16 protein-coding genes are annotated in these 18,427 nt (G+C 46.5%); 10 read left to right on the top strand and 6 right to left on the bottom strand.

What is annotated here, in order from left to right; all coding sequences use genetic code 11:
* Window positions 1-38 precede the first annotated feature (38 nt).
* Both SD450_RS01010 and SD450_RS01015 read right to left on the bottom strand, forming a co-directional pair.
* Entirely contained in the window at window positions 39-1,484 is a 1,446-nt protein-coding gene (locus SD450_RS01010; protein WP_318342794.1) for a T9SS type B sorting domain-containing protein, read from the bottom strand.
* A 114-nt stretch (window positions 1,485-1,598) separates the two neighbouring features.
* Complete coding sequence (locus SD450_RS01015; RefSeq protein ID WP_318342795.1) at window positions 1,599-3,401, bottom strand: T9SS type B sorting domain-containing protein; 1,803 nt, start codon at window positions 3,399-3,401, stop codon at window positions 1,599-1,601.
* Window positions 3,402-3,602: 201 nt separating this feature from the next.
* Here SD450_RS01015 and folE point away from each other — a divergent pair, with 201 nt between their 5' ends.
* The gene (gene folE, locus SD450_RS01020; RefSeq protein WP_318342796.1) at window positions 3,603-4,283 is read left to right on the top strand and encodes a GTP cyclohydrolase I FolE; all 681 of its coding nucleotides are present in this window, start codon (window positions 3,603-3,605) and stop codon (window positions 4,281-4,283) included.
* Between the two features lie 13 nt (window positions 4,284-4,296).
* Entirely contained in the window at window positions 4,297-5,778 is a 1,482-nt protein-coding gene (gene cysS, locus SD450_RS01025; RefSeq protein ID WP_318342797.1) for a cysteine--tRNA ligase, read from the top strand.
* Between the two features lie 2 nt (window positions 5,779-5,780).
* Here the strand turns inward: cysS and SD450_RS01030 are convergent, their stop codons facing one another.
* Window positions 5,781-6,650 carry an AraC family transcriptional regulator gene (locus tag SD450_RS01030; RefSeq protein WP_318342798.1) on the bottom strand — a complete coding sequence of 290 codons (870 nt, stop codon included), beginning with the start codon at window positions 6,648-6,650 and terminating at the stop codon, window positions 5,781-5,783.
* 256 nt (window positions 6,651-6,906) lie between these two features.
* On the opposite strand from SD450_RS01030, the gene exaC reads away from it, so the two are divergent.
* The 7 genes from exaC to SD450_RS01065 all read left to right on the top strand — a co-directional run bounded on the left by exaC (window position 6,907) and on the right by SD450_RS01065 (window position 12,477).
* On the top strand, window positions 6,907-8,430 hold the full coding sequence (exaC, locus tag SD450_RS01035; protein WP_318342799.1) for an acetaldehyde dehydrogenase ExaC: 1,524 nt from the start codon (window positions 6,907-6,909) through the stop codon (window positions 8,428-8,430).
* Window position 8,431: 1 nt separating this feature from the next.
* On the top strand, window positions 8,432-8,821 hold the full coding sequence (locus SD450_RS01040) for a DUF779 domain-containing protein (protein WP_108423324.1): 390 nt from the start codon (window positions 8,432-8,434) through the stop codon (window positions 8,819-8,821).
* 57 nt (window positions 8,822-8,878) lie between these two features.
* Window positions 8,879-9,100: a membrane protein insertion efficiency factor YidD gene (gene yidD / locus SD450_RS01045; RefSeq protein WP_318342800.1), complete on the top strand. Its 222-nt coding sequence runs from the start codon at window positions 8,879-8,881 to the stop codon at window positions 9,098-9,100.
* 116 nt (window positions 9,101-9,216) lie between these two features.
* Entirely contained in the window at window positions 9,217-10,185 is a 969-nt protein-coding gene (gene lgt / locus SD450_RS01050; protein ID WP_318342801.1) for a prolipoprotein diacylglyceryl transferase, read from the top strand.
* 4 nt (window positions 10,186-10,189) lie between these two features.
* Window positions 10,190-10,672, top strand: coding sequence for a DUF192 domain-containing protein (locus SD450_RS01055; protein WP_318342802.1), 483 nt, complete (start codon window positions 10,190-10,192; stop codon window positions 10,670-10,672).
* Window positions 10,672-11,196, top strand: coding sequence for a GNAT family N-acetyltransferase (locus SD450_RS01060; RefSeq protein ID WP_318342803.1), 525 nt, complete (start codon window positions 10,672-10,674; stop codon window positions 11,194-11,196). The genes SD450_RS01055 and SD450_RS01060 overlap by 1 nt, the downstream gene beginning before the upstream one ends.
* A gap of 30 nt (window positions 11,197-11,226) precedes the next feature.
* A complete protein-coding gene (locus tag SD450_RS01065) occupies window positions 11,227-12,477 on the top strand; it encodes an ATP-binding cassette domain-containing protein (protein WP_318342804.1) in 1,251 nt (416 codons plus the stop codon).
* 67 nt (window positions 12,478-12,544) lie between these two features.
* Here the strand turns inward: SD450_RS01065 and secDF are convergent, their stop codons facing one another.
* Both secDF and mdh read right to left on the bottom strand, forming a co-directional pair.
* Complete coding sequence (gene secDF, locus SD450_RS01070; protein WP_318342805.1) at window positions 12,545-15,511, bottom strand: protein translocase subunit SecDF; 2,967 nt, start codon at window positions 15,509-15,511, stop codon at window positions 12,545-12,547.
* A gap of 220 nt (window positions 15,512-15,731) precedes the next feature.
* Window positions 15,732-16,658, bottom strand: a complete 927-nt coding sequence (gene mdh, locus SD450_RS01075; protein ID WP_318342806.1) for a malate dehydrogenase — start codon at window positions 16,656-16,658, stop codon at window positions 15,732-15,734.
* A 242-nt stretch (window positions 16,659-16,900) separates the two neighbouring features.
* Here mdh and SD450_RS01080 point away from each other — a divergent pair, with 242 nt between their 5' ends.
* Complete coding sequence (locus SD450_RS01080; RefSeq protein WP_318342807.1) at window positions 16,901-17,272, top strand: hypothetical protein; 372 nt, start codon at window positions 16,901-16,903, stop codon at window positions 17,270-17,272.
* Window positions 17,273-17,354: 82 nt separating this feature from the next.
* Here SD450_RS01080 and SD450_RS01085 read toward each other — a convergent pair whose 3' ends face one another.
* Complete coding sequence (locus SD450_RS01085) at window positions 17,355-18,365, bottom strand: DUF6588 family protein (protein WP_318342808.1); 1,011 nt, start codon at window positions 18,363-18,365, stop codon at window positions 17,355-17,357.
* Window positions 18,366-18,427 lie beyond the last annotated feature (62 nt).

Here is an 18,427-nt window from a genome sequence, read left to right on the forward strand (position 1 = left end):
AAAAAAAGATAGAAGGTCGGACACAATCCGGCCTTTTTTTATCGAACCAAGGAAAAGTGCCTACGCACAGAACGTGCAACCAACACCCCTTCATCGTCACGGTCATAATCCAATCGGAACCAATAATCCGAAGAAGGCAACTCCCTCCCATTGAAGGTACCGTCCCACCCTGTATTGAGGTCCATTTGTTTCAAGAGCTTGCCGTAACGGTCAAAGATATAGACCACAGGATTGTTCAGTTGTTCAATCCCATACACATTCCAGTTGTCATGCACACTATCGCCATTGGGCGTAAAGAACTTGGGATAGCCCACCACCAGAAACTGATAGGGATCTGAAGTGCCACAGCCATTTTTATCATTGATGACCACTTCGTTCATCCCAGGAGGGACATCATAAAAAACAGGATCGTCCTGGTATTCACCACCATTCAAGGAATATTCGTAGTTACCATCACCCAAGGGCACAATTTCCACATTGTAGGGGTCGGTCTGGTCGCTATGCACCAAGTCGTCAATGATCACCACTTCATCCAACACTGGAGTACCATAAAAAGTAATCAGGATATCGTCGGTAATGGTTGTTCCAAAAGTAGATTCGATGGTCACTCTATATCGTCCCGAGTTCGGACTGGAGACAGTCAATTCGGTCTGGTCGGCCCCCATAGCCAATACCGTTTCGTAGGTTCCATCATCATCCGCATCCAGTTCCCAAACAATGTTGGAGATGCTGGGGCCCACAGGGGAATTCAGTGCACTCAACACTATATCTGGGTCGCCCTCGCAGGCCACGATGTCCAATCCTAAAAACTCATCCCGAAGGGTACAGTCCAAAGCGGAATCTTGATCTGCATCCACGGAACTACCCGTAAAAGTCAGGATAAAGAATTCTGGATCTTCGTCAAAATTGGTGTTGTAGTTGTTGATGTAGAGGTAATAAATTTCTCCAGCGGTCACATTCAGCCATTCATCATAGGTGTTCTGGCTCTGTTTCACAAAAGGCGCACCTACCCTTCCATCCACAGGGTTCACCCCTATTCCGGTAAAGCCGGTATCGTTATATTCGTAATTGCATCGTATGGGTTGGGCGGAACCATCTCCCACAATAGTACAATAATTCTCTCCTGAAGTTTCGTCAAAGGGACCATAGAGTGCAAAATCCCATTCTGCAGTAATTGGACTTCCCGGGTTGACGGGAAGTGCTTCAATATCAAACCCTATTTGCCCATCGGTACCGGCCCTGAACACATACCAGCCCGTATTGTTTTCAATATTGGCCGAGCTGACACTGCCCTTTTCCAGACAGCCTGTTTGCGTAATGACCTCGGGGTCAAAATCATCAATATCCCCACCACCATCGGTGGTGCCCGTTATCGAGGCATCCGCACAGACAGGTATGGCCGTTCTGCAATCAGGTGAATTCTGCGCACTGGCTGCCATAGAGAAAAGGAATACACAGCATGCAGCACTAAATAGGGCTCTCATAGAATTGTGGGGCTATTGGTTATTCTATTTCCACCACTATAACTCCACAAAACGCGTTTTTAGTATGTAATCGTCGAAAAAATCTGCCGTTAATCGATGAAATCGACCGGTCGGTTATCTTCTAAGGGAAAAATGGCTCTGGAGGTATTTGGCGTAGGTGCGGTTCCCTGCATTATCCACGTAGGACAGTTTGAACCAATAATCGGTGGAAGGCAATGGTTTTCCATTAAAACTACCATCCCATCCTGGATCGAACTCGTTCATCTGCTTGATGAGCTTGCCGTATCGGTCATAAATGGTGACTATGGGCGAATTCAAAGTGGAAAGTCCTTCTATCTGCCAAGTTTCGTTGAGCACATCGCCATTTGGGGAAAATATGGCCAAAAAGCCGACCACCACGATTTCTTCCTGCACCTCGCCACAGCCATAGGGATCTCGCATGGTCACCGTATGCACGCCCGGAGCGACACCTTGGAAGACATTGCTGGACTGGAATTCACCACCATCCATACTGAATTCATACTCCCCTTGGTTTTCCGTGTGGATGGTCACCGTATTGTTCGTGCTCATATCCTCTTTTTCGACACTGGAGATGACAGGCATTGTGGATATGGAAACCACCACACTCCGGCTTGCTTCGCAGGAAGTACCGTTGGAAACATTGGTGACCGTCAATGTGTATTCACCAGCTTGGGAGACCATGATGCTAGGCGTCTGTTGCCCCGTACTCCATAGATAGGTATAATTTGGATTGGCCGTAGTCTCTCCGATTTCTACGCTCCCAATAGCCTCACAGATGACCATTTCCTCTGGAAAGGTAAGCTCTGGGGTCTCCACGGCCTCCAAAACAAAACTTTCTGAAGCATCATAGCAGTTCGGATTGGCCAAAGAAGTGGTACGGACATAGATGGTTTCCTGTCCCGTACCCATTTCATATTGTTTTTGTAATGGATTGATCCCTGCTTCAGCATCTAGTTGCGAACTATGGTAACTGACCATAAAATCGTTGGAAGCTGCCGAACCAAGGGCCTCTGCATCCTTGTTGGAAAGATTGTACACCATTCCCACAGAATGACAAAAGATTTCATCGGCCAATGGCTGCGTCACCGGAACTTCATTAAAACCTACCTGAACATCGCTCACAATACTGCCGCTGGCCGTAGTGACCACAACGCGGTACTGTCCGGAATCCAGCACTTGATAGGTGGACATTGCCGCACCCGAAATAAGTTGGTACCCACTTCCAGTATCGACATACCATTCGTAACCCATGGCACCAGTGGTTGTGGCATCCAATACTACATTATCGTTCTCACAAGCCGCAATGGGCGGTCCCAAAAGATTGTCGATAATGGAACAGTCCAGAGCGTCATTGGAATGGTTGTCCCATATGTTCCCTGTGAACTGAATGGAAAAACCAGAGTTCACATTGCTGAAATTATTGATGAAAAGATAATAGTCCTCACCGGCCTCCACTTGGAGCCACTCCTCATAATGCACCGAATCTGAAATACCCGTTGGATCTTCCCCCACTCCAATGAAACTAGCACCCTCGCTGTTGTCGAAAAAGTTGCAGCGCACCGGCTCTCCCAAATTGGAGCAATCGGATGACCGATAGAGTGCAAAATCCCAATCCTCGCCATTGTCATGTCCAATATTGAAACCCAATTGCCCCGAAGCAGCCGTCCGGAATCGGTACCATGCCGAATTGGACTCTATGGACCCCGTCGTGGTACGTTCCAAACATCCACTTGTGGCCGCACCGTTAAAGTCATCGGTCCCATAGCCGTTCGTCCCGCCATTGATCGGTGTGTTGTTACAAATAGGGACTGCACCGACACATTCTTGGGAGACCTGTGAATGCGCCAATGGGCTAAAAAGTAAGGTAATAAAAGGTAGTATGACCAATCTTATCATAAAAGACTGTAGGTTTGGACATTATAAAAGTAGTGTGGCCAGTGCCTTAACAATAATTTATGTTGTCAAACCCGCGGTACCAGATGTTAAATCATTCATTAATGTTATCTTTGCTGTCTTGAAGAAACAGCTAGGAAACAGGCCGCAATCATTGGGCTGGTACAAACCATCCGAAATGTTTGTTCAATTAAAGATGATCAGATGAAACTAGAGCAGGCTTTGGAAGAACAATATGAAGAAAGGGGCAACGATCACGTTGGTTCATCCGCAGACACCCCCATGCGAAAGGACGCCTTTGTGCTGAGCGATGAGGAAAAAATAGAACGTATCCAAAAAAACGTCAGGGAGATCATGTTGACCCTTGGCCTAGACCTTGATGACGATAGCCTTAAGGGCACCCCAAAAAGAGTGGCCAAGATGTATGTGAAGGAAATCTTTGGTGGGCTACACCCAGACAGAAGACCGACATCTTCCACCTTTGACAACAAATATAAATATGGTGAAATGTTGGTGGAAAAGAACATAGTCGTTTATTCCACCTGCGAGCACCACTTGCTGCCCATTGTGGGCCGGGCCCATATTGCCTATATCTCCAATGGCACCGTGGTCGGCCTTTCCAAGATGAACCGTATCGTGGATTACTATGCCAAAAGGCCACAGGTCCAGGAACGAATGAACATTCAGATCGTAAAGGAAATGCAGAGGGTGCTGGGCACCGAGGATGTGGCCTGTGTCATTGATGCCAAACATCTTTGTGTGAACTCAAGGGGCATTCGCGATATCGAGAGCAGCACGGTCACTGCGGAATATGGCGGTAAGTTCAAGGATGAGGCCGTAAGAAGGGAGTTTTTGGATTACATCAACCTAGATACCGAGTTTTAACCCTACCTTTTCAATGCAACTTTACAAAGACCAACCGCTACGAATCCATAATTCACTTTCAGGAAAAAAAGAGCTCTTTCAACCCATAAATGAAGGCCATATAGGCATGTATGTCTGTGGCCCCACGGTCTATAGCAATGTGCACCTTGGTAACTGCCGTACTTTCATGTCCTTTGATATGATCTTTAGGTATTTCAAGCATTTGGGCTATAAAGTGCGCTATGTCCGCAACATTACCGACGCCGGACATTTGGAAAACGATGCAGACGAAGGTGAGGACAAAATTGCCAAAAAGGCAAAATTGGAACAGATAGAACCCATGGAAGTGGTGCAACGCTATACCGTGGATTTCCATAATACGCTACAAAGATTCAACCTGTTGCCCCCCAGCATAGAACCTACGGCAACGGGGCATATCATAGAACAGATAGAGATCATCAAGGATATCCTCGAGAAAGGATTGGCCTACGAAGTGAACGGCTCCGTTTATTTTGATGTGGTCAAGTTCAATGAGGACCATGAATATGGCAAGCTCAGCGGAAGGAAACTTGAGGACATGATCGCCAATACCCGCGAACTGACCGCACAGGATGAGAAAAAGAATCCGCAGGATTTCGCCCTATGGAAAAAGGCAGAACCCCAACATATCATGCGCTGGCCCTCACCCTGGGGAGACGGTTTCCCTGGATGGCATTTGGAATGCACGGCCATGAGCACCAAATATCTAGGGGAAACTTTTGATATCCACGGAGGCGGAATGGACCTGAAATTCCCCCATCACGAGTGCGAGATCGCTCAAGCGGAGGCCAGTACCGGAAAATCACCGGTAAAATATTGGATGCACGCCAATATGCTGACCCTCAATGGAAAGAAAATGTCCAAATCCACTGGGAACAACATCTATCCTTCGGAAATTTTCAGTGGGGACAACAACATTTTGAGCAAGGTGTACTCCCCTGCCGTCGTGCGTTTTTTTATGATGCAGGCCCACTATACCAGCATTCTGGACCTTAGCGACGAGGCCCTTTTGGCATCCGAAAAAGGGTATAACCGCCTGATGGAGGCCATGACAGGCCTTAAAGACCTTAAAACTGGTACAACATCGGATTTTGATGTGGCAGCGTGGAAGCAAAAATGCTATGACGCCATGAACGACGACTTCAACACCCCTATCCTCATCGCACATCTGTTCGATGCCGTGAAGCACATCAATCTCATCAAGGAGAATCAAAAAACCATCAGCAGCGAGGACAAGGAACTGTTGGAAACTACCCTGAACGCCTTTGTATATGACGTTCTCGGCATAGAGAACCAAGCCTTGGCCAAGGATGATTCCAAGGCACTGAACGGGGTCATGGAATTATTGATCCAACTCAGGAACGATGCCAGGGCCAACAAGGATTTTGCCACTTCGGACAAGATACGGGACGAGCTCACCGCTTTGGGCATTCAACTGAAGGATGGTAAGGATGGCACTTCGTTCAGCATCAACTAAGCTTAATCCATGAACTTGGACTGATACTCCCCAGGTGATGTATTGATCTTCCGTTTGAAGAGCCGGTTAAAGTAGGATCGGTTCTCAAAACCGCATTCCAAATAAATCTCTTTGATTTTTCTATGGGGATCCTGTAGCAGGCGAACGGCCAATTTTATACGTTCGTTGTTGATGTAGTCTATGGGCGTCACCCCCAATTCATCTTTAAAGGTCTTATGAAAATGGGATTCGCTCATGCATGCCTTCTTGCTCAAATCGCCCACAGAAATGGGTTCATGCAGATGTGCGGCAATATACTCCAATGCATAGGCCAAACGATTGTTCGAGCTCAATCTAGAAGCATTCTCCGTATAGGTTTCCCTGGCATTGCCCTGCAAAATGCGTATGATGAGCTCTTGCAGCATATTGTCCACAAAAAAGTCCTTGGACGGATGGTTCTCAGTAAACAGGTATAGCAGTCGTTGGATGATATCATAGATGCTGGCATCATTCGTAAAGTGATAGTTATAGTCCATCAAGGCCCATTCCGAGCCATCGTTCTTGGGCATCCCCTCGTTCATCAATGTGATGACCTTATTGATCTTTTCTTCGGAAATGGCCATGGCCAAGCAACGGGTAGGGTTCTCGTGGTCAGCTTCAGGAAAATCGATGCACATGACTTCATTGGAAGGCAAGATCAAGGATTCACCCGGCAAAAAATCAAAGGCCTTTTTATCCCGCAAGTGCATCACCTTTTTTCCAATGAGCATGGATGCGAGTACAGGTTGATCGAACTGCAACATCACCCACTCCGCTTGAAGATGCGTCTCGAACACATGCATGGCGGCATTGTTCAAGGTGTAGGAAGTCTGGTTCTCTACCAAATGCTCCAACTTACGCTCTTTATAAAATCTATCAGAAAGCTGCATACCAATAATCAGTCCTTAAAATGTTGCATAAAAACTTATTAAATATAAAAAATATACCACTGAATATTATTAAAAATATAAAAACAAAGAGGATTGGTCACAACAATAATAGAATACGTCAGATGCTTGGATTGCAAAATCAATACTTTTAAAATCAGACACTTGGACAGACCATCGTCCAGCACACAAAATTAAACGTTAACAACTAAAAGTTTCGATCATGAGCAATGTACAAACAACAGAGCGCAACGTTCTGGAAAAACCCAAGTTCAAGGACCAGTATGAAAATTACATTGGTGGAAAATGGACCCCCCCAACCAATGGCGAATATTTTGACAACATCTCCCCCGTGGATGGAAATGCATTCACAAAAATTGCCCGATCATCGGCAGAGGACATTGAAAAAGCCTTGGATGCCGCTTGGGCCGCTGCACCACAGTGGAACAATTCATCGGCCACCTACCGAAGCAACCTCTTGCTGAAGATTGCCGACCGAATGGAACAAAATCTAGAGGTATTGGCCCGTGCCGAAACCTGGGACAACGGAAAACCATTGAGGGAAACCCGTGCGGCCGACCTGCCCTTGGCCTTGGACCATTTTAGGTATTTCGCCGGGGTGATCAGGGCCGAAGAAGGTTCGGTGAGCGAATTGGATTCCAACACGGTGTCCATGAACATCCTGGAACCGCTTGGCGTGGTGGGCCAGATCATTCCATGGAACTTTCCCCTATTGATGGCCGCTTGGAAAATAGCCCCTGCCCTTGCAGCCGGGAACTGTGTGGTATTGAAACCGGCCGAGCAGACCCCTGTGGGCATTTTGGTGTTGATGGAACTCATCGAGGATATTCTTCCCGCTGGAGTACTGAACATTGTTAATGGATTTGGAATAGAAGCAGGAAAGCCTTTGGCGTCAAATCCCAGGATCAGCAAAATCGCCTTTACCGGAGAGACCACCACAGGCCAATTGATCATGCAATATGCCTCCAAGAACATCATTCCAGTCACCTTGGAATTGGGCGGAAAATCCCCCAATATTTTCTTTGAGAGCATCATGGATGCCGATGACGAATTCTTTGACAAATGCTTGGAAGGTGCCGTTATGTTTGCCTTGAACCAAGGAGAAGTCTGTACCTGCCCCTCCAGGATCTTGGTACAGGAAAACATTTTTGACAAGTTTATGGAACGGGTGGTGGAACGCACCAAGGCCATTAAATTGGGACATCCCCTGGACCCAAACACCATGATGGGCGCACAGGCTTCCAACGACCAGTACGAGAAAATCTTGAATTACATCCAAATAGGGAAAGAAGAGGGCTGCGAAGTACTGACAGGAGGCGAGGCCGCCTACAATGAAGGACTGGAAGGTGGATACTACATCCAACCCACCATTTTGAAGGGAAACAACAAAATGAGGGTTTTCCAAGAAGAGATTTTTGGCCCAGTGGTTTGCGTGACCACCTTTAAAAATGAGGCAGAAGCCTTGGAAATCGCCAACGATACCCTTTATGGATTGGGTGCCGGGGTATGGACGCGCGACATGCACCAAGCCTATAAGATTTCGAGGCAGGTACAGGCCGGAAGGGTCTGGGTAAACTGTTACCACGCCTACCCTGCTCATGCGCCCTTCGGAGGTTATAAAAAATCGGGTATCGGTAGGGAAACGCACAAGATGATGCTGAACCACTATCGTCAGACCAAGAACATGCTCATTTCCTACGACAAGAGCAAATTGGGTTTTTTCTAAAATGGCCAGGGCAATAAAACGGGTCCTGGTTACCGATCGTGCCGAAAAGATCATCGATCAACTCCGGGAACGCCACGGCGAATTGATGTTCCACCAGAGTGGAGGATGCTGCGATGGTTCGTCGCCCATGTGTTTCCCAAAGGGTGAACTGATGCTCAACGAAACCGATATTTGGTTGGGCAACATCCATGGATGCGATTTTTTCATCAGCAAAGATCAGTTTGAATACTGGAAACACACCCAGTTGACCGTGGACATTACGACTGGGAGAGGCTCCAGTTTCAGTTTGGAAATTCCTTTGGGACTGCGTTTTGTGATAAAATCCCGCTTGTACACGGATGAGGAAGCGGAATATTTGGTACCCGTACATCCTGCATCCGAGGAAGTTTGATGAACGCCCCGACTTTGTCGGGGCTTTTTTTTACCTTGCATTTCCTCAATACAACGAATGAAACATATCCTGATCGCCCCTTTCATTCTATTGGTGAAATTTTACCAGAATTTCATCTCTCCCATGTTCCCGGCCACTTGCCGCTACTCCCCCACTTGCTCGCAATATACTTTGGAAGCATTGAGAAAACATGGCCTGTTCAAAGGGGGATGGCTCTCCTTCAAACGCATAATGAGCTGCAATCCCTGGGGTGGAAGCGGGTACGACCCCGTTCCTTAGTATGGACCGAAAAGAACGTGTCCAAATCGTTCCAAAAAGGTTATCTGTAGCCAAAAATTACATAAACATAAGTATCAACCACACAAAGTGGTTATATTAGTCCAAAATTTAACTAGATGTATTTCCTTGGAATCAATTGGAACCCGGAAGGCACCCTTTTCAAACTGGGCTTCATTCAAATAAAATACTACAACCTGCTTTGGATCGCAGCCTTTGTGGTAGGCTGGATCATCATGAAACGAATATTCCAGAACGAGAAGAAATCCATGGAAAAATTGGATTCCCTCTTCATCTACACCGTGGTTTCCATCATGTTGGGTGCCCGCCTGGGACATGTCTTTTTCTATGATTGGGACTATTACAAGGACCATTTGGTGGAAATCCTATTGCCTATTCGAGAAAATGCGGAAAGTACCTTGTTCGGCATCATAAACGGCTATGAATTCACCGGCTTTACCGGTCTGGCCAGTCATGGGGCCACCATTGCGGCCATCATCGGGGTGTGGCTCTTCTGCAGAAAATGGGGCGATATCCGGATGCTCTGGATGTTGGACCGATTGGTGATCCCTTCGGCCATTGGGGCCTGTTTTGTGCGCTTGGGCAATTTTTTCAATTCGGAGATCAATGGAAAAGTGGTCCACCAGTCCTATTTTTTGGCCACACGGTTTATAAGGGACTCCGATGATATGCCTGCCTACAAGGCCATGGCCATCACAAAGGAAGCCACAGAAAATGCCGCATACAAGGCCATCGAACACAATCCTGAATTTGCGGGCATCCTGCAGACCATTCCCTATCGTCATCCAGCGCAATTGTACGAGGCCATTTGCTATTTTTTCATTTTTCTTTTTTTACAGATCATCTATTGGAGAACGGAGAAAAAGGAAAAGGAAGGTTACATTTTTGGACTCTTCATGGTGCTTTTGTTCACCGTCCGATTTTTTGTGGAGTTCTTCAAAAAGAGCCAGGGCGGTTTTGAAGAATCGCTCGGCCTTCTTTCCACAGGGCAATGGCTGAGCATTCCCATGGTCGCCATAGGGTTCTACTTTATGTACAAACCAGCACCTTTATTCTACAGGGATTAGCAGCATGAAGCATCTAGGCATCTTTTTATCCATTCTGACCCTTTTCCTGGCCTCCTGCAAGTCCGAGACCAAGCAGGCTTTGAAAACCGAGACCGTGACGTTCACCAAGGAGGGAGAGTTGTCCATCCTGTCCACCGAAACAGATTCGTTGAAAGCAAAATTTGACATAGAGATCGCTGAAACAGATTACGAAACTGAAACAGGACTCATGTACCGTCAATCCATGGAAGAAAACCAAGGTATGCTGTTCATATTCCCCAATGTATCCTCACGTTCCTTCTATATGAAGAACACTGAATTTCCTTTGGACATCATTTATGTGAATGAAGAAATGAAAATCGTCAGTTTCCAAAAGAACGCCAAGCCTTACGATGAAAGCAGCCTGCCTTCGGACGTTCCCGCCAAATATGTCCTTGAGATAAATGCGGGATTGTCGGACAAGATGCAGCTACAGGTCGGGGACAGTATTACCTTTACCCGAAAGTAATGCCCAAATATCTTTTAGAGCATGAAGAATCGGAGCGCTTGTTGTTCCGAAAATTACAGCCTTCAGACTTCGGGGAATGGTTGCCGTTCTACCATGACCCGAGATCCACACAATATTGGGAAGGCTTGCCAACCGACCCCAAGGAAGCTTGCAAAGTCCAATTTGACAGGGTCTTTGAGCGGTATGACAACGATTTGGGCGGAATGAATGCCCTAATCCTGAAAGCATCCGGAAAACTGGTGGGGATCTGTGGGCTCTTGGTACAGGTTGTGGATGATATGGAAGAACTGGAAATCGGATATTCCATATTGCCCAAGTTCTGGTTGCAGGGCTTTGCCTTTGAGGCGGCGCAAAAATGTAAGCAGTTTGCATTCCAAGAGGGCTATTCGGACTCCTTGATTTCCATCATCCATGTGGACAATGTTCCGTCCCAAAAAGTGGCCCTGAAAAATGACATGTTCTTGGACAAAACTACCACCTACAAGGACAATCCCGTTCATATTTTTAGGGTAAACCAAGGATAATTGTAATTTTGGGTATTCATTTCCAATTGCATGAATCAACCCAAAAGCTACGCGATACTTACCAATAACACGTCCCAAACACACAGCATTATTGACCGGTTATTGGCCAATGTGCCTATTTCAGGGTTACAGCAACTCGAATCTTTGAACGGTCTTCTTTTTTCACGGTCGGAAATCGAGCGTTATATGGACGAAGAGGAACGGCACGATATCAAGATCTTGACCAGGGAAACGCAACAATCCCTCAAGACCATGAGCAGTGGGGAACAAAAAAAGGCCCTGCTGCGCCATTTGCTCCAACAGGAACCTGACTTTTTGGTCCTGGTCAATCCTTTTGACAATCTGGACGTGGCCACCCAAGCACTGCTAAAAGAACAACTCTGCACGATAGCCTCCACCAAAATTCTGGTGCAATTGGTCAGTAGGTTGGAGGATATTTTACCGGTGACCACCGTTTTTTTCAAACTTGATGGGGAACAATTGCATCCTTACGAAACAGCAAAGGCATTTTGGGAAGCCAACGAAAGAAAGAGCACTGCATTTAACGGTGCCATCCCCTCTCCGCTCCACCCTCTGGAACCGACCGACACGGAATTGGTCAAATTTGAAAAAGTCTCGGTCAGTTTTGACGGACGGCAGGTATTGGACCAAATCGATTGGATCATACAAAGAGGGGAATTCTGGCAATTGATAGGCCCCAACGGAAGTGGCAAGAGTACCTTGCTCTCCATGATCACAGGGGACAGTCATAAAGGATACGGACAAAATCTCACCCTTTTTGGACAGAAGAAAGGTAGCGGGGAAAGTGTGTGGGACCTTAAGAAAAAAATAGGGTACTTCACTCCTGCGGTCACCGACAAATTCCAAGGTTACCACAGTCTGGAACATATGGTCATCTCCGGTCTGCACGATTCCATTGGCCTCTATGTCATCCCAACGGATACCGAGAAGCGTCTGGCCCATGACTGGTTGAAACTTTTGGGACTATACGATAAAAGAGCGAATCATTTCCGTGACCTTTCCGCGGGCGAGAAAAGATTGATCATGGCGGCCAGGGCCATGATCAAGCACCCTCCCCTTCTTATTTTGGACGAACCCACGGCCGGTCTGGACGATTTTAGTGCGGCCCTGTTTGTTGACTTGGTGAACAAGATCGCATCAGAAAGCGATTCGGCCATTGTTTTTGTTTCCCACAGAAAAGAACCCGGTCTGCATCCCCAATTCAATTACATTTTGGATGTTCGGGAAACAGGTTCGGTAGGCAGCGTTGGGCTTTCATAGAAAAGTTAGGCACAAAAAAGGGCCGCTCTATGAGCGGCCCTTTTTGATATTCATCTAAAAACTTAAACTATGCAGCTGTGGCGGCTGCAATTTTTTTCTTCAAGGTATCGAACATGATCGGCGTTGCGATGAATACCGAAGAATAGGTACCCACTACCACACCAACGATCATTGCGAACATGAATCCTCGCAGGCTCTCCCCTCCAAAAATGAAGATGGCCAACAACACGATCAATGTGGTCAATGAGGTGTTCAAGGTACGGCTCAAGGTACTGTTCAAGGCGTCGTTGATGTTCTCTCCGCCTTTGAAGCCTTTGATGACCGTTATTTCACGGATACGGTCGAATACGACCACGGTATCGTTCAAGGAATACCCGATCACCGTCAAGATGGCCGCAATGAAGGCCTGATCGATCTCCATATTGAAAGGCATGAGCTTTCCGGTAAGGGAGAAGATACCCAATACGATCATTACATCATGGAAAACCGCAACAACGGCACCCAAGGAGAATTGCCATTTCCTGAATCGCAAAAGGATGTAGAGGAACACGACCGCCAATGAGCCCAAGATGGCCAAAAAGGCATTCTTTTTAATATCATCGGCAATGGTAGGCCCTACTTTTACCGATTGTAGGATGCCTATTGATTTTTCAGAAGCCCCGATGGTAAAATCTTCAAAAGAGGTACCATCTGGAAGATATTTCTGCAATGCAGTATATAGTTTGGTCTGGATCTCGTTATCCACTTCCACACCTTCCTCATCTACTTTGTAAGGAGTGGTGACCTTTATCTGGTTGGCATCCCCAAAGGTTTTCACGTTGGTTCCGCTACCGAATACCGTATTGAGCTCGGAAGCGATTTCCGAAGGGTTCACCGCTTTCTCAAAACGTATCTGATAGGAACGTCCTCCGATAAAATCAACCCCTTCTTGAAGACCCGTCGTGAACAGGGAAAACGCAGAAACTGCCACCAAGATTCCAGATAGGATATAAGCAATCTTACGCTTGGCCAAGAAATCGATGTTCATGTTGGTGAAGAGATTCTTTGTGATTCCTGTGGTGAAATCCAATCTTCTGCCCTTCTTCGCTGAATACGCATCGATCATCAATCGGGTCACGAATATGGCCGTGAACAATGATGTAACAATACCTATCAATAAGGTAGTGGCAAATCCTTTTATGGGTCCTGAACCAAAAATGAAAAGGATGATCGCGGTAAGTCCTGTAGTGATGTTGGCATCCAAGATAGAGGACAGTGCATTTCCGAAACCGTCAGCAATCGCCTGTGCCTTGCCCTTGCCTTTTGCCAATTCTTCCTTGATCCTTTCAAAGATAAGTACGTTGGCATCCACCGACATACCGATGGTCAATACGATACCGGCAATACCTGGCAATGTCAAAACAGCACCCAAGCTGGTCAATACACCAAAAATTAGCAATATATTGAATATCAATGCAATATCGGCAAACACCCCAGCTTTTCCGTAGTAAAAAATCATCCATAGCAATACAAAGACCATAGCTATGATGAAGGATGTAAATCCACTATCAATGGCTTCCTGGCCCAAAGATGGTCCAACCACTTCGGATTGGATAATATCTGCAGAAGCTGGAAGTTTACCCGCACGCAATACGTTGGCAATGTCCTTGGTCTCGTTTACGGTGAAAGTTCCAGTAATCTCGGAACGGCCACCTGAAATGGGCCCTGAAGAAACCCCAGGGGCAGTATATACTTTATTGTCCAGTACAATGGCAATACCAGTCTGGTTGTTGTAGGCGTCACCTGTCAGCTCTTCCCACTCCTTGGCACCCCGGGTGTTCATGGTCATGCTCACCGCTGGCTTGTTGAACTGGTCAAAAGTGTCCTGGGCATCGGAAACAACATCACCGCTGATCCTTGGCACACCATCCCTGTTGGATTTAAGGGCATATAGATCTACCACTTCCACATCTTGGGCTGGTCTTTCCCAGAGAAACTTGGCAAATTGGATGTCATTGGGCAGCAATCTTTTGATCTCAGGCATCCTCAAGTACTTTCCAATCTCGGCCGTATCGGACACCATGGCCCTTGCAATGGCATGGCTACCAGGGTTGGCTGGAATCAACTTGCCCAAAAGGGGATTGGTTTGAGGCGCCATGTCCAAAGAATCTTGGGAAACATCCGAAAGTAAGGAATCTATTTCTGATTCTGGCTTTGAAACTTCTTCTTGAGTAGTTTCAGGCTCCAAAATTTCTTTCAATCGCTCGTTGGCGTTCACCAAAAAGGTTCCCAAACTTGGATTGCTCTGGGGATAGGTTTCCCAGAACTCCAACTGTGCGGTACTGGAAAGCAGCTCCTGCGCACGGGCAATGTCCCTGGCACCGGGCAGCTCCACCAAAATACGTCCGGAATTGCCTTCCCTTTGGATGTTGGGCTGGGTCACACCGAAACCGTCGATACGCTCACGGAGTACTTCAAATGCAGAAACGATGGACTCGTCTATCTTTCTTCGGATGATGGGCTTTACCTCTTCATCACTCATTTGGAAATTGACATCATCGCTCAGTCCTTTGTTGGCAAAGATGTCAGGGGAGGCCAATTTGGTATCGCCCTTGATCTTGTCAAATGCCTCAAAAAATAGTTCCAAATAGGTATTGTCACTATTGGTTGATGCTACATCGGCATCGGCCAACGCCTTGTTGAAAACAGGGTTCTTGGTATTGTTCGCCAAACCTTTCAAAATGTCCTTCACGGAAATCTGTAGGGTAACGTTGATACCGCCCTTAAGGTCAAGACCTTTGTTCAACTCTTTTTTCTTGGCATCCTCATAGCTGGTAAAACCCAAAACAGAGTTGTCACTGATGGAGTCCAGATACGATGCCTCTAAAGCTTCGCGCTTTGCCACATAATCTTCCTCAGCTTCCGAAATTTGGCTAACTGCGTAAGCCTCAGCATCCTTCTCCAACTTACTTGTGATGAAGGTAAAGGATAGCTGATAGATGCTCACCAAGCCAAAAAGGATCGCGAAAAGCCTTACAAGTCCTTTATTTTGCATTGATTATTAAATTTTTAGATGTTTTCTTAAACAGCGTGCAAATATATCATTTCCGATAAGATTTGACAATAGAAATTGATTGAATTGCAAATACGCCTGAGCATTGGTTGGTAAAAACAAAATTGTCATTCCGAATCCAACAGCAATCCCTACAACCATTCGTTTGGGATTCACCGCTGTTCAAACCCGAAATGACAATCTTGTGGTCAATTTGATGGGATTATACTTGGAGCAATCCGTTGGTCTTTCTAACGCCTTCGGCACTTTCCTGCATTTTGGCCTTTTCGGCATCGGAAAGTTTGATCTCAACAATCTGCTCTATACCGTTCTTGCCCAATATCACGGGCACCCCGATACAGATGTCAGAAAGACCATACTCCCCGTCCAGCATAGTGGAACATGGGAACATTTTCTTTTGGTCGCAGGCGATGGCCTGTACCATTGACGAAACCGCTGCTCCGGGTGCATACCAGGCACTGGTGCCCAAAAGCTTGGTCAAAGTGGCACCACCTACCTTGGTCTCTTCCACTACCCATTCCATTTTCTCTTCGGAAAGGAACTCGGAAACTTTTACACTATTTCTGGTTGCATGGCCAATAAGGGGAACCATACCCACATCGCTATGGCCACCGATCACCATACCGTCAACATCGGAGATAGGGGCTCCAAGGACCTCGGCCAATCTGTATTTGAAACGGGCACTGTCCAATGCACCTCCCATACCAATGATCTTGTTCTTTGGCAGGCCAGTGGCCTTGTGCACCAAATAGGTCATGGTGTCCATAGGGTTGCTCACCACGATGATTGTGGCATTGGGCGAATGCTCCAAAAGGTTGGTGGCCACGGTTTTCACGATTCCCGCATTGATCCCGATAAGTTCTTCACGGGTCATTCCCGGCTTGCGGGGAATCCCTGAGGTGATCACTGCCACATCACTGTTGGCGGTTTTACCATAATCGTTGGTGCTCCCGGTGATCTTGGTATCAAAGCCCATAAGGGAGGCGGTCTGCATCAGATCCATCGCCTTTCCTTCGGCATATCCTTCCTTGATATCCAACAAAACCACTTCCGAGGCAAAATTTTTCATTGCTATGTATTCTGCACAGCTAGCTCCCACTGCGCCTGCTCCAACTACGGTAACTTTCATTTGTATAAGTTTAAATTTTAACGCTCAAAAATAAGGCATTTCACTTAGAAAAAAGCTGACTTACACCAGTTTTAATGGTTTCATTTTGCAAATGTCCCCGAATATTCGACCTCTTAAATGTTAAGAAAACTGTCCGTTCATCGAAGAAATCCTTTTTTCTTTATTTTTTGACGAATCCGGAGCAATAGTTCCCCACCTCCCAGCGTTCTAATAGTCCCAAAATCAATTTAACCTACTGACCTATGAAAAAGCTCTTTTCATTGTTGTCCATCATAGGCATTATTGCCGTAAGCAACTGTAGCCGCATTCCAGAGAACAACGACCCTATTTTGGGTATCTGGGCCAAAACACAATCTTCCACCATAGAAGGCAAGGGTTCTGAGACGACCCGCGAGGAATGGATCTTCAACGATGTGTATCTGGGCAGGTACCAGAGCTACTCCAATTCAAAACTAGTTTTTTATACCGATTTTAAATGGTCCGTTGAAAACGGGACCTACACCATAATATATGGCGATCCCCAAGTGACCGATGTTACGGTCAGCTTAATGAAAGCCCAAGATCCTGAAATTTTAGCCCTAGACAACGGCGCGGTCTTCGCTACTAGGGAGTGAACCTGAAGACCAACATATATGAAAATAGTGGGCCACGACGTTTGTCGTGGCCCACTTTATTTTGGGTGGTCGGTTGGTGATACTATCTGAATCCAAAGTTGAGACCAAAGGTGAAGGTGCTGAACTCGGCAATATTATATTCCGCATTGATCCTGAAGAATCCCAACTTCAACTTGGTGCCCAAATTGACATTGACCCCACTGGCTTTTTTGGAAACGGAAAAAGGATCCACGACTGTTTCGGAAAAGAACGGGCCATTGGCCTGATAGGTTCCCAATACATCGATATCCGATTTACCCGTGATATAGCCCAGACCTCCATAAAAGTTGATCACAGGAATATTTCGGGTGGAGACGACGGCACTGAAGTTCCATGTGTTGAAAGATGCTTCAATGCGCTGGTCACTACCATCGATCAAACCCGAATCCGTAAAATCGTAATCCCCATTGAGGTTGGTATAGCCAATCACTGCTGAAATGGCCACGGGCAATACTTTATCGGCCGGGAGCAACTTGGTGAAATCATATTGGACACCTGCCCCAAACAATCCTATTTTGGCATCATCATCAAATTTGATCTTGGGCAAAAAACGGGCCTTTACCTCCAATCCTTTGATCAATCCCACACTTCCTTGGAGATATCCGGAAGGTATAAAGTTGAGATTTTCGGAGGCCAACCCCGAAGGAAGTTCAAATTCTTCCCTGAAGATACCGCTTTCATCCTCCACAAAAACCTCGATTCCCTCAATGTCGCCAAGACCCGTTGAAACCAATCGTGCCTCACCTGGGTTTTGCACAAAGTCCAGATTTTCGTAATCACTGGGATCCAACAAAAAGGCTTTCTTGTCATCCTTGTTCTTAAATCCTGTCATGTTTCCTACGATGGATATCTCAAAACCACCGAGGGGTTTGGAATCCGCACTGTTGTACCATCCTGTGGAAATACTATAGATGGCCGCTTCGGAAACAGGTGCCAAATAGGCATTGGCAAAACGTTCCGCATCATCGACCCCGGAAACGAAAATGTCATTCAGGTCTTGGGCCTTACCGAAAGTTACTCCCAGCAAAGCTGTGAGCAGTATGATTTTCTTCATTTTGTAAAATTTTTCCTTAAAACTAAAAAACTCGCCTTGTTGGGGCGAGTTTTTGTTGTGAA

The organism is Flagellimonas baculiformis, from assembly GCF_033441575.1.
Taxonomy (GTDB): domain Bacteria; phylum Bacteroidota; class Bacteroidia; order Flavobacteriales; family Flavobacteriaceae; genus Flagellimonas; species Flagellimonas baculiformis.

What these genes read in the sequence shown, in the direction of transcription:
- SD450_RS01010 (WP_318342794.1), bottom strand. Translation starts at nt 1,484, where the DNA reads ATGAGAGCCCTATTTAGTGCTGCATGCTGTGTATTCCTTTTCTCTATG.
- SD450_RS01015 (WP_318342795.1), bottom strand. Translation starts at nt 3,401, where the DNA reads ATGATAAGATTGGTCATACTACCTTTTATTACCTTACTTTTTAGCCCA.
- folE (WP_318342796.1), top strand. Translation starts at nt 3,603, where the DNA reads ATGAAACTAGAGCAGGCTTTGGAAGAACAATATGAAGAAAGGGGCAAC.
- cysS (WP_318342797.1), top strand. Translation starts at nt 4,297, where the DNA reads ATGCAACTTTACAAAGACCAACCGCTACGAATCCATAATTCACTTTCA.
- exaC (WP_318342799.1), top strand. Translation starts at nt 6,907, where the DNA reads ATGAGCAATGTACAAACAACAGAGCGCAACGTTCTGGAAAAACCCAAG.
- SD450_RS01040 (WP_108423324.1), top strand. Translation starts at nt 8,432, where the DNA reads ATGGCCAGGGCAATAAAACGGGTCCTGGTTACCGATCGTGCCGAAAAG.
- yidD (WP_318342800.1), top strand. Translation starts at nt 8,879, where the DNA reads ATGAAACATATCCTGATCGCCCCTTTCATTCTATTGGTGAAATTTTAC.
- lgt (WP_318342801.1), top strand. Translation starts at nt 9,217, where the DNA reads ATGTATTTCCTTGGAATCAATTGGAACCCGGAAGGCACCCTTTTCAAA.
- SD450_RS01055 (WP_318342802.1), top strand. Translation starts at nt 10,190, where the DNA reads ATGAAGCATCTAGGCATCTTTTTATCCATTCTGACCCTTTTCCTGGCC.
- SD450_RS01060 (WP_318342803.1), top strand. Translation starts at nt 10,672, where the DNA reads ATGCCCAAATATCTTTTAGAGCATGAAGAATCGGAGCGCTTGTTGTTC.
- SD450_RS01065 (WP_318342804.1), top strand. Translation starts at nt 11,227, where the DNA reads ATGAATCAACCCAAAAGCTACGCGATACTTACCAATAACACGTCCCAA.
- secDF (WP_318342805.1), bottom strand. Translation starts at nt 15,511, where the DNA reads ATGCAAAATAAAGGACTTGTAAGGCTTTTCGCGATCCTTTTTGGCTTG.
- mdh (WP_318342806.1), bottom strand. Translation starts at nt 16,658, where the DNA reads ATGAAAGTTACCGTAGTTGGAGCAGGCGCAGTGGGAGCTAGCTGTGCA.
- SD450_RS01080 (WP_318342807.1), top strand. Translation starts at nt 16,901, where the DNA reads ATGAAAAAGCTCTTTTCATTGTTGTCCATCATAGGCATTATTGCCGTA.
- SD450_RS01085 (WP_318342808.1), bottom strand. Translation starts at nt 18,365, where the DNA reads ATGAAGAAAATCATACTGCTCACAGCTTTGCTGGGAGTAACTTTCGGT.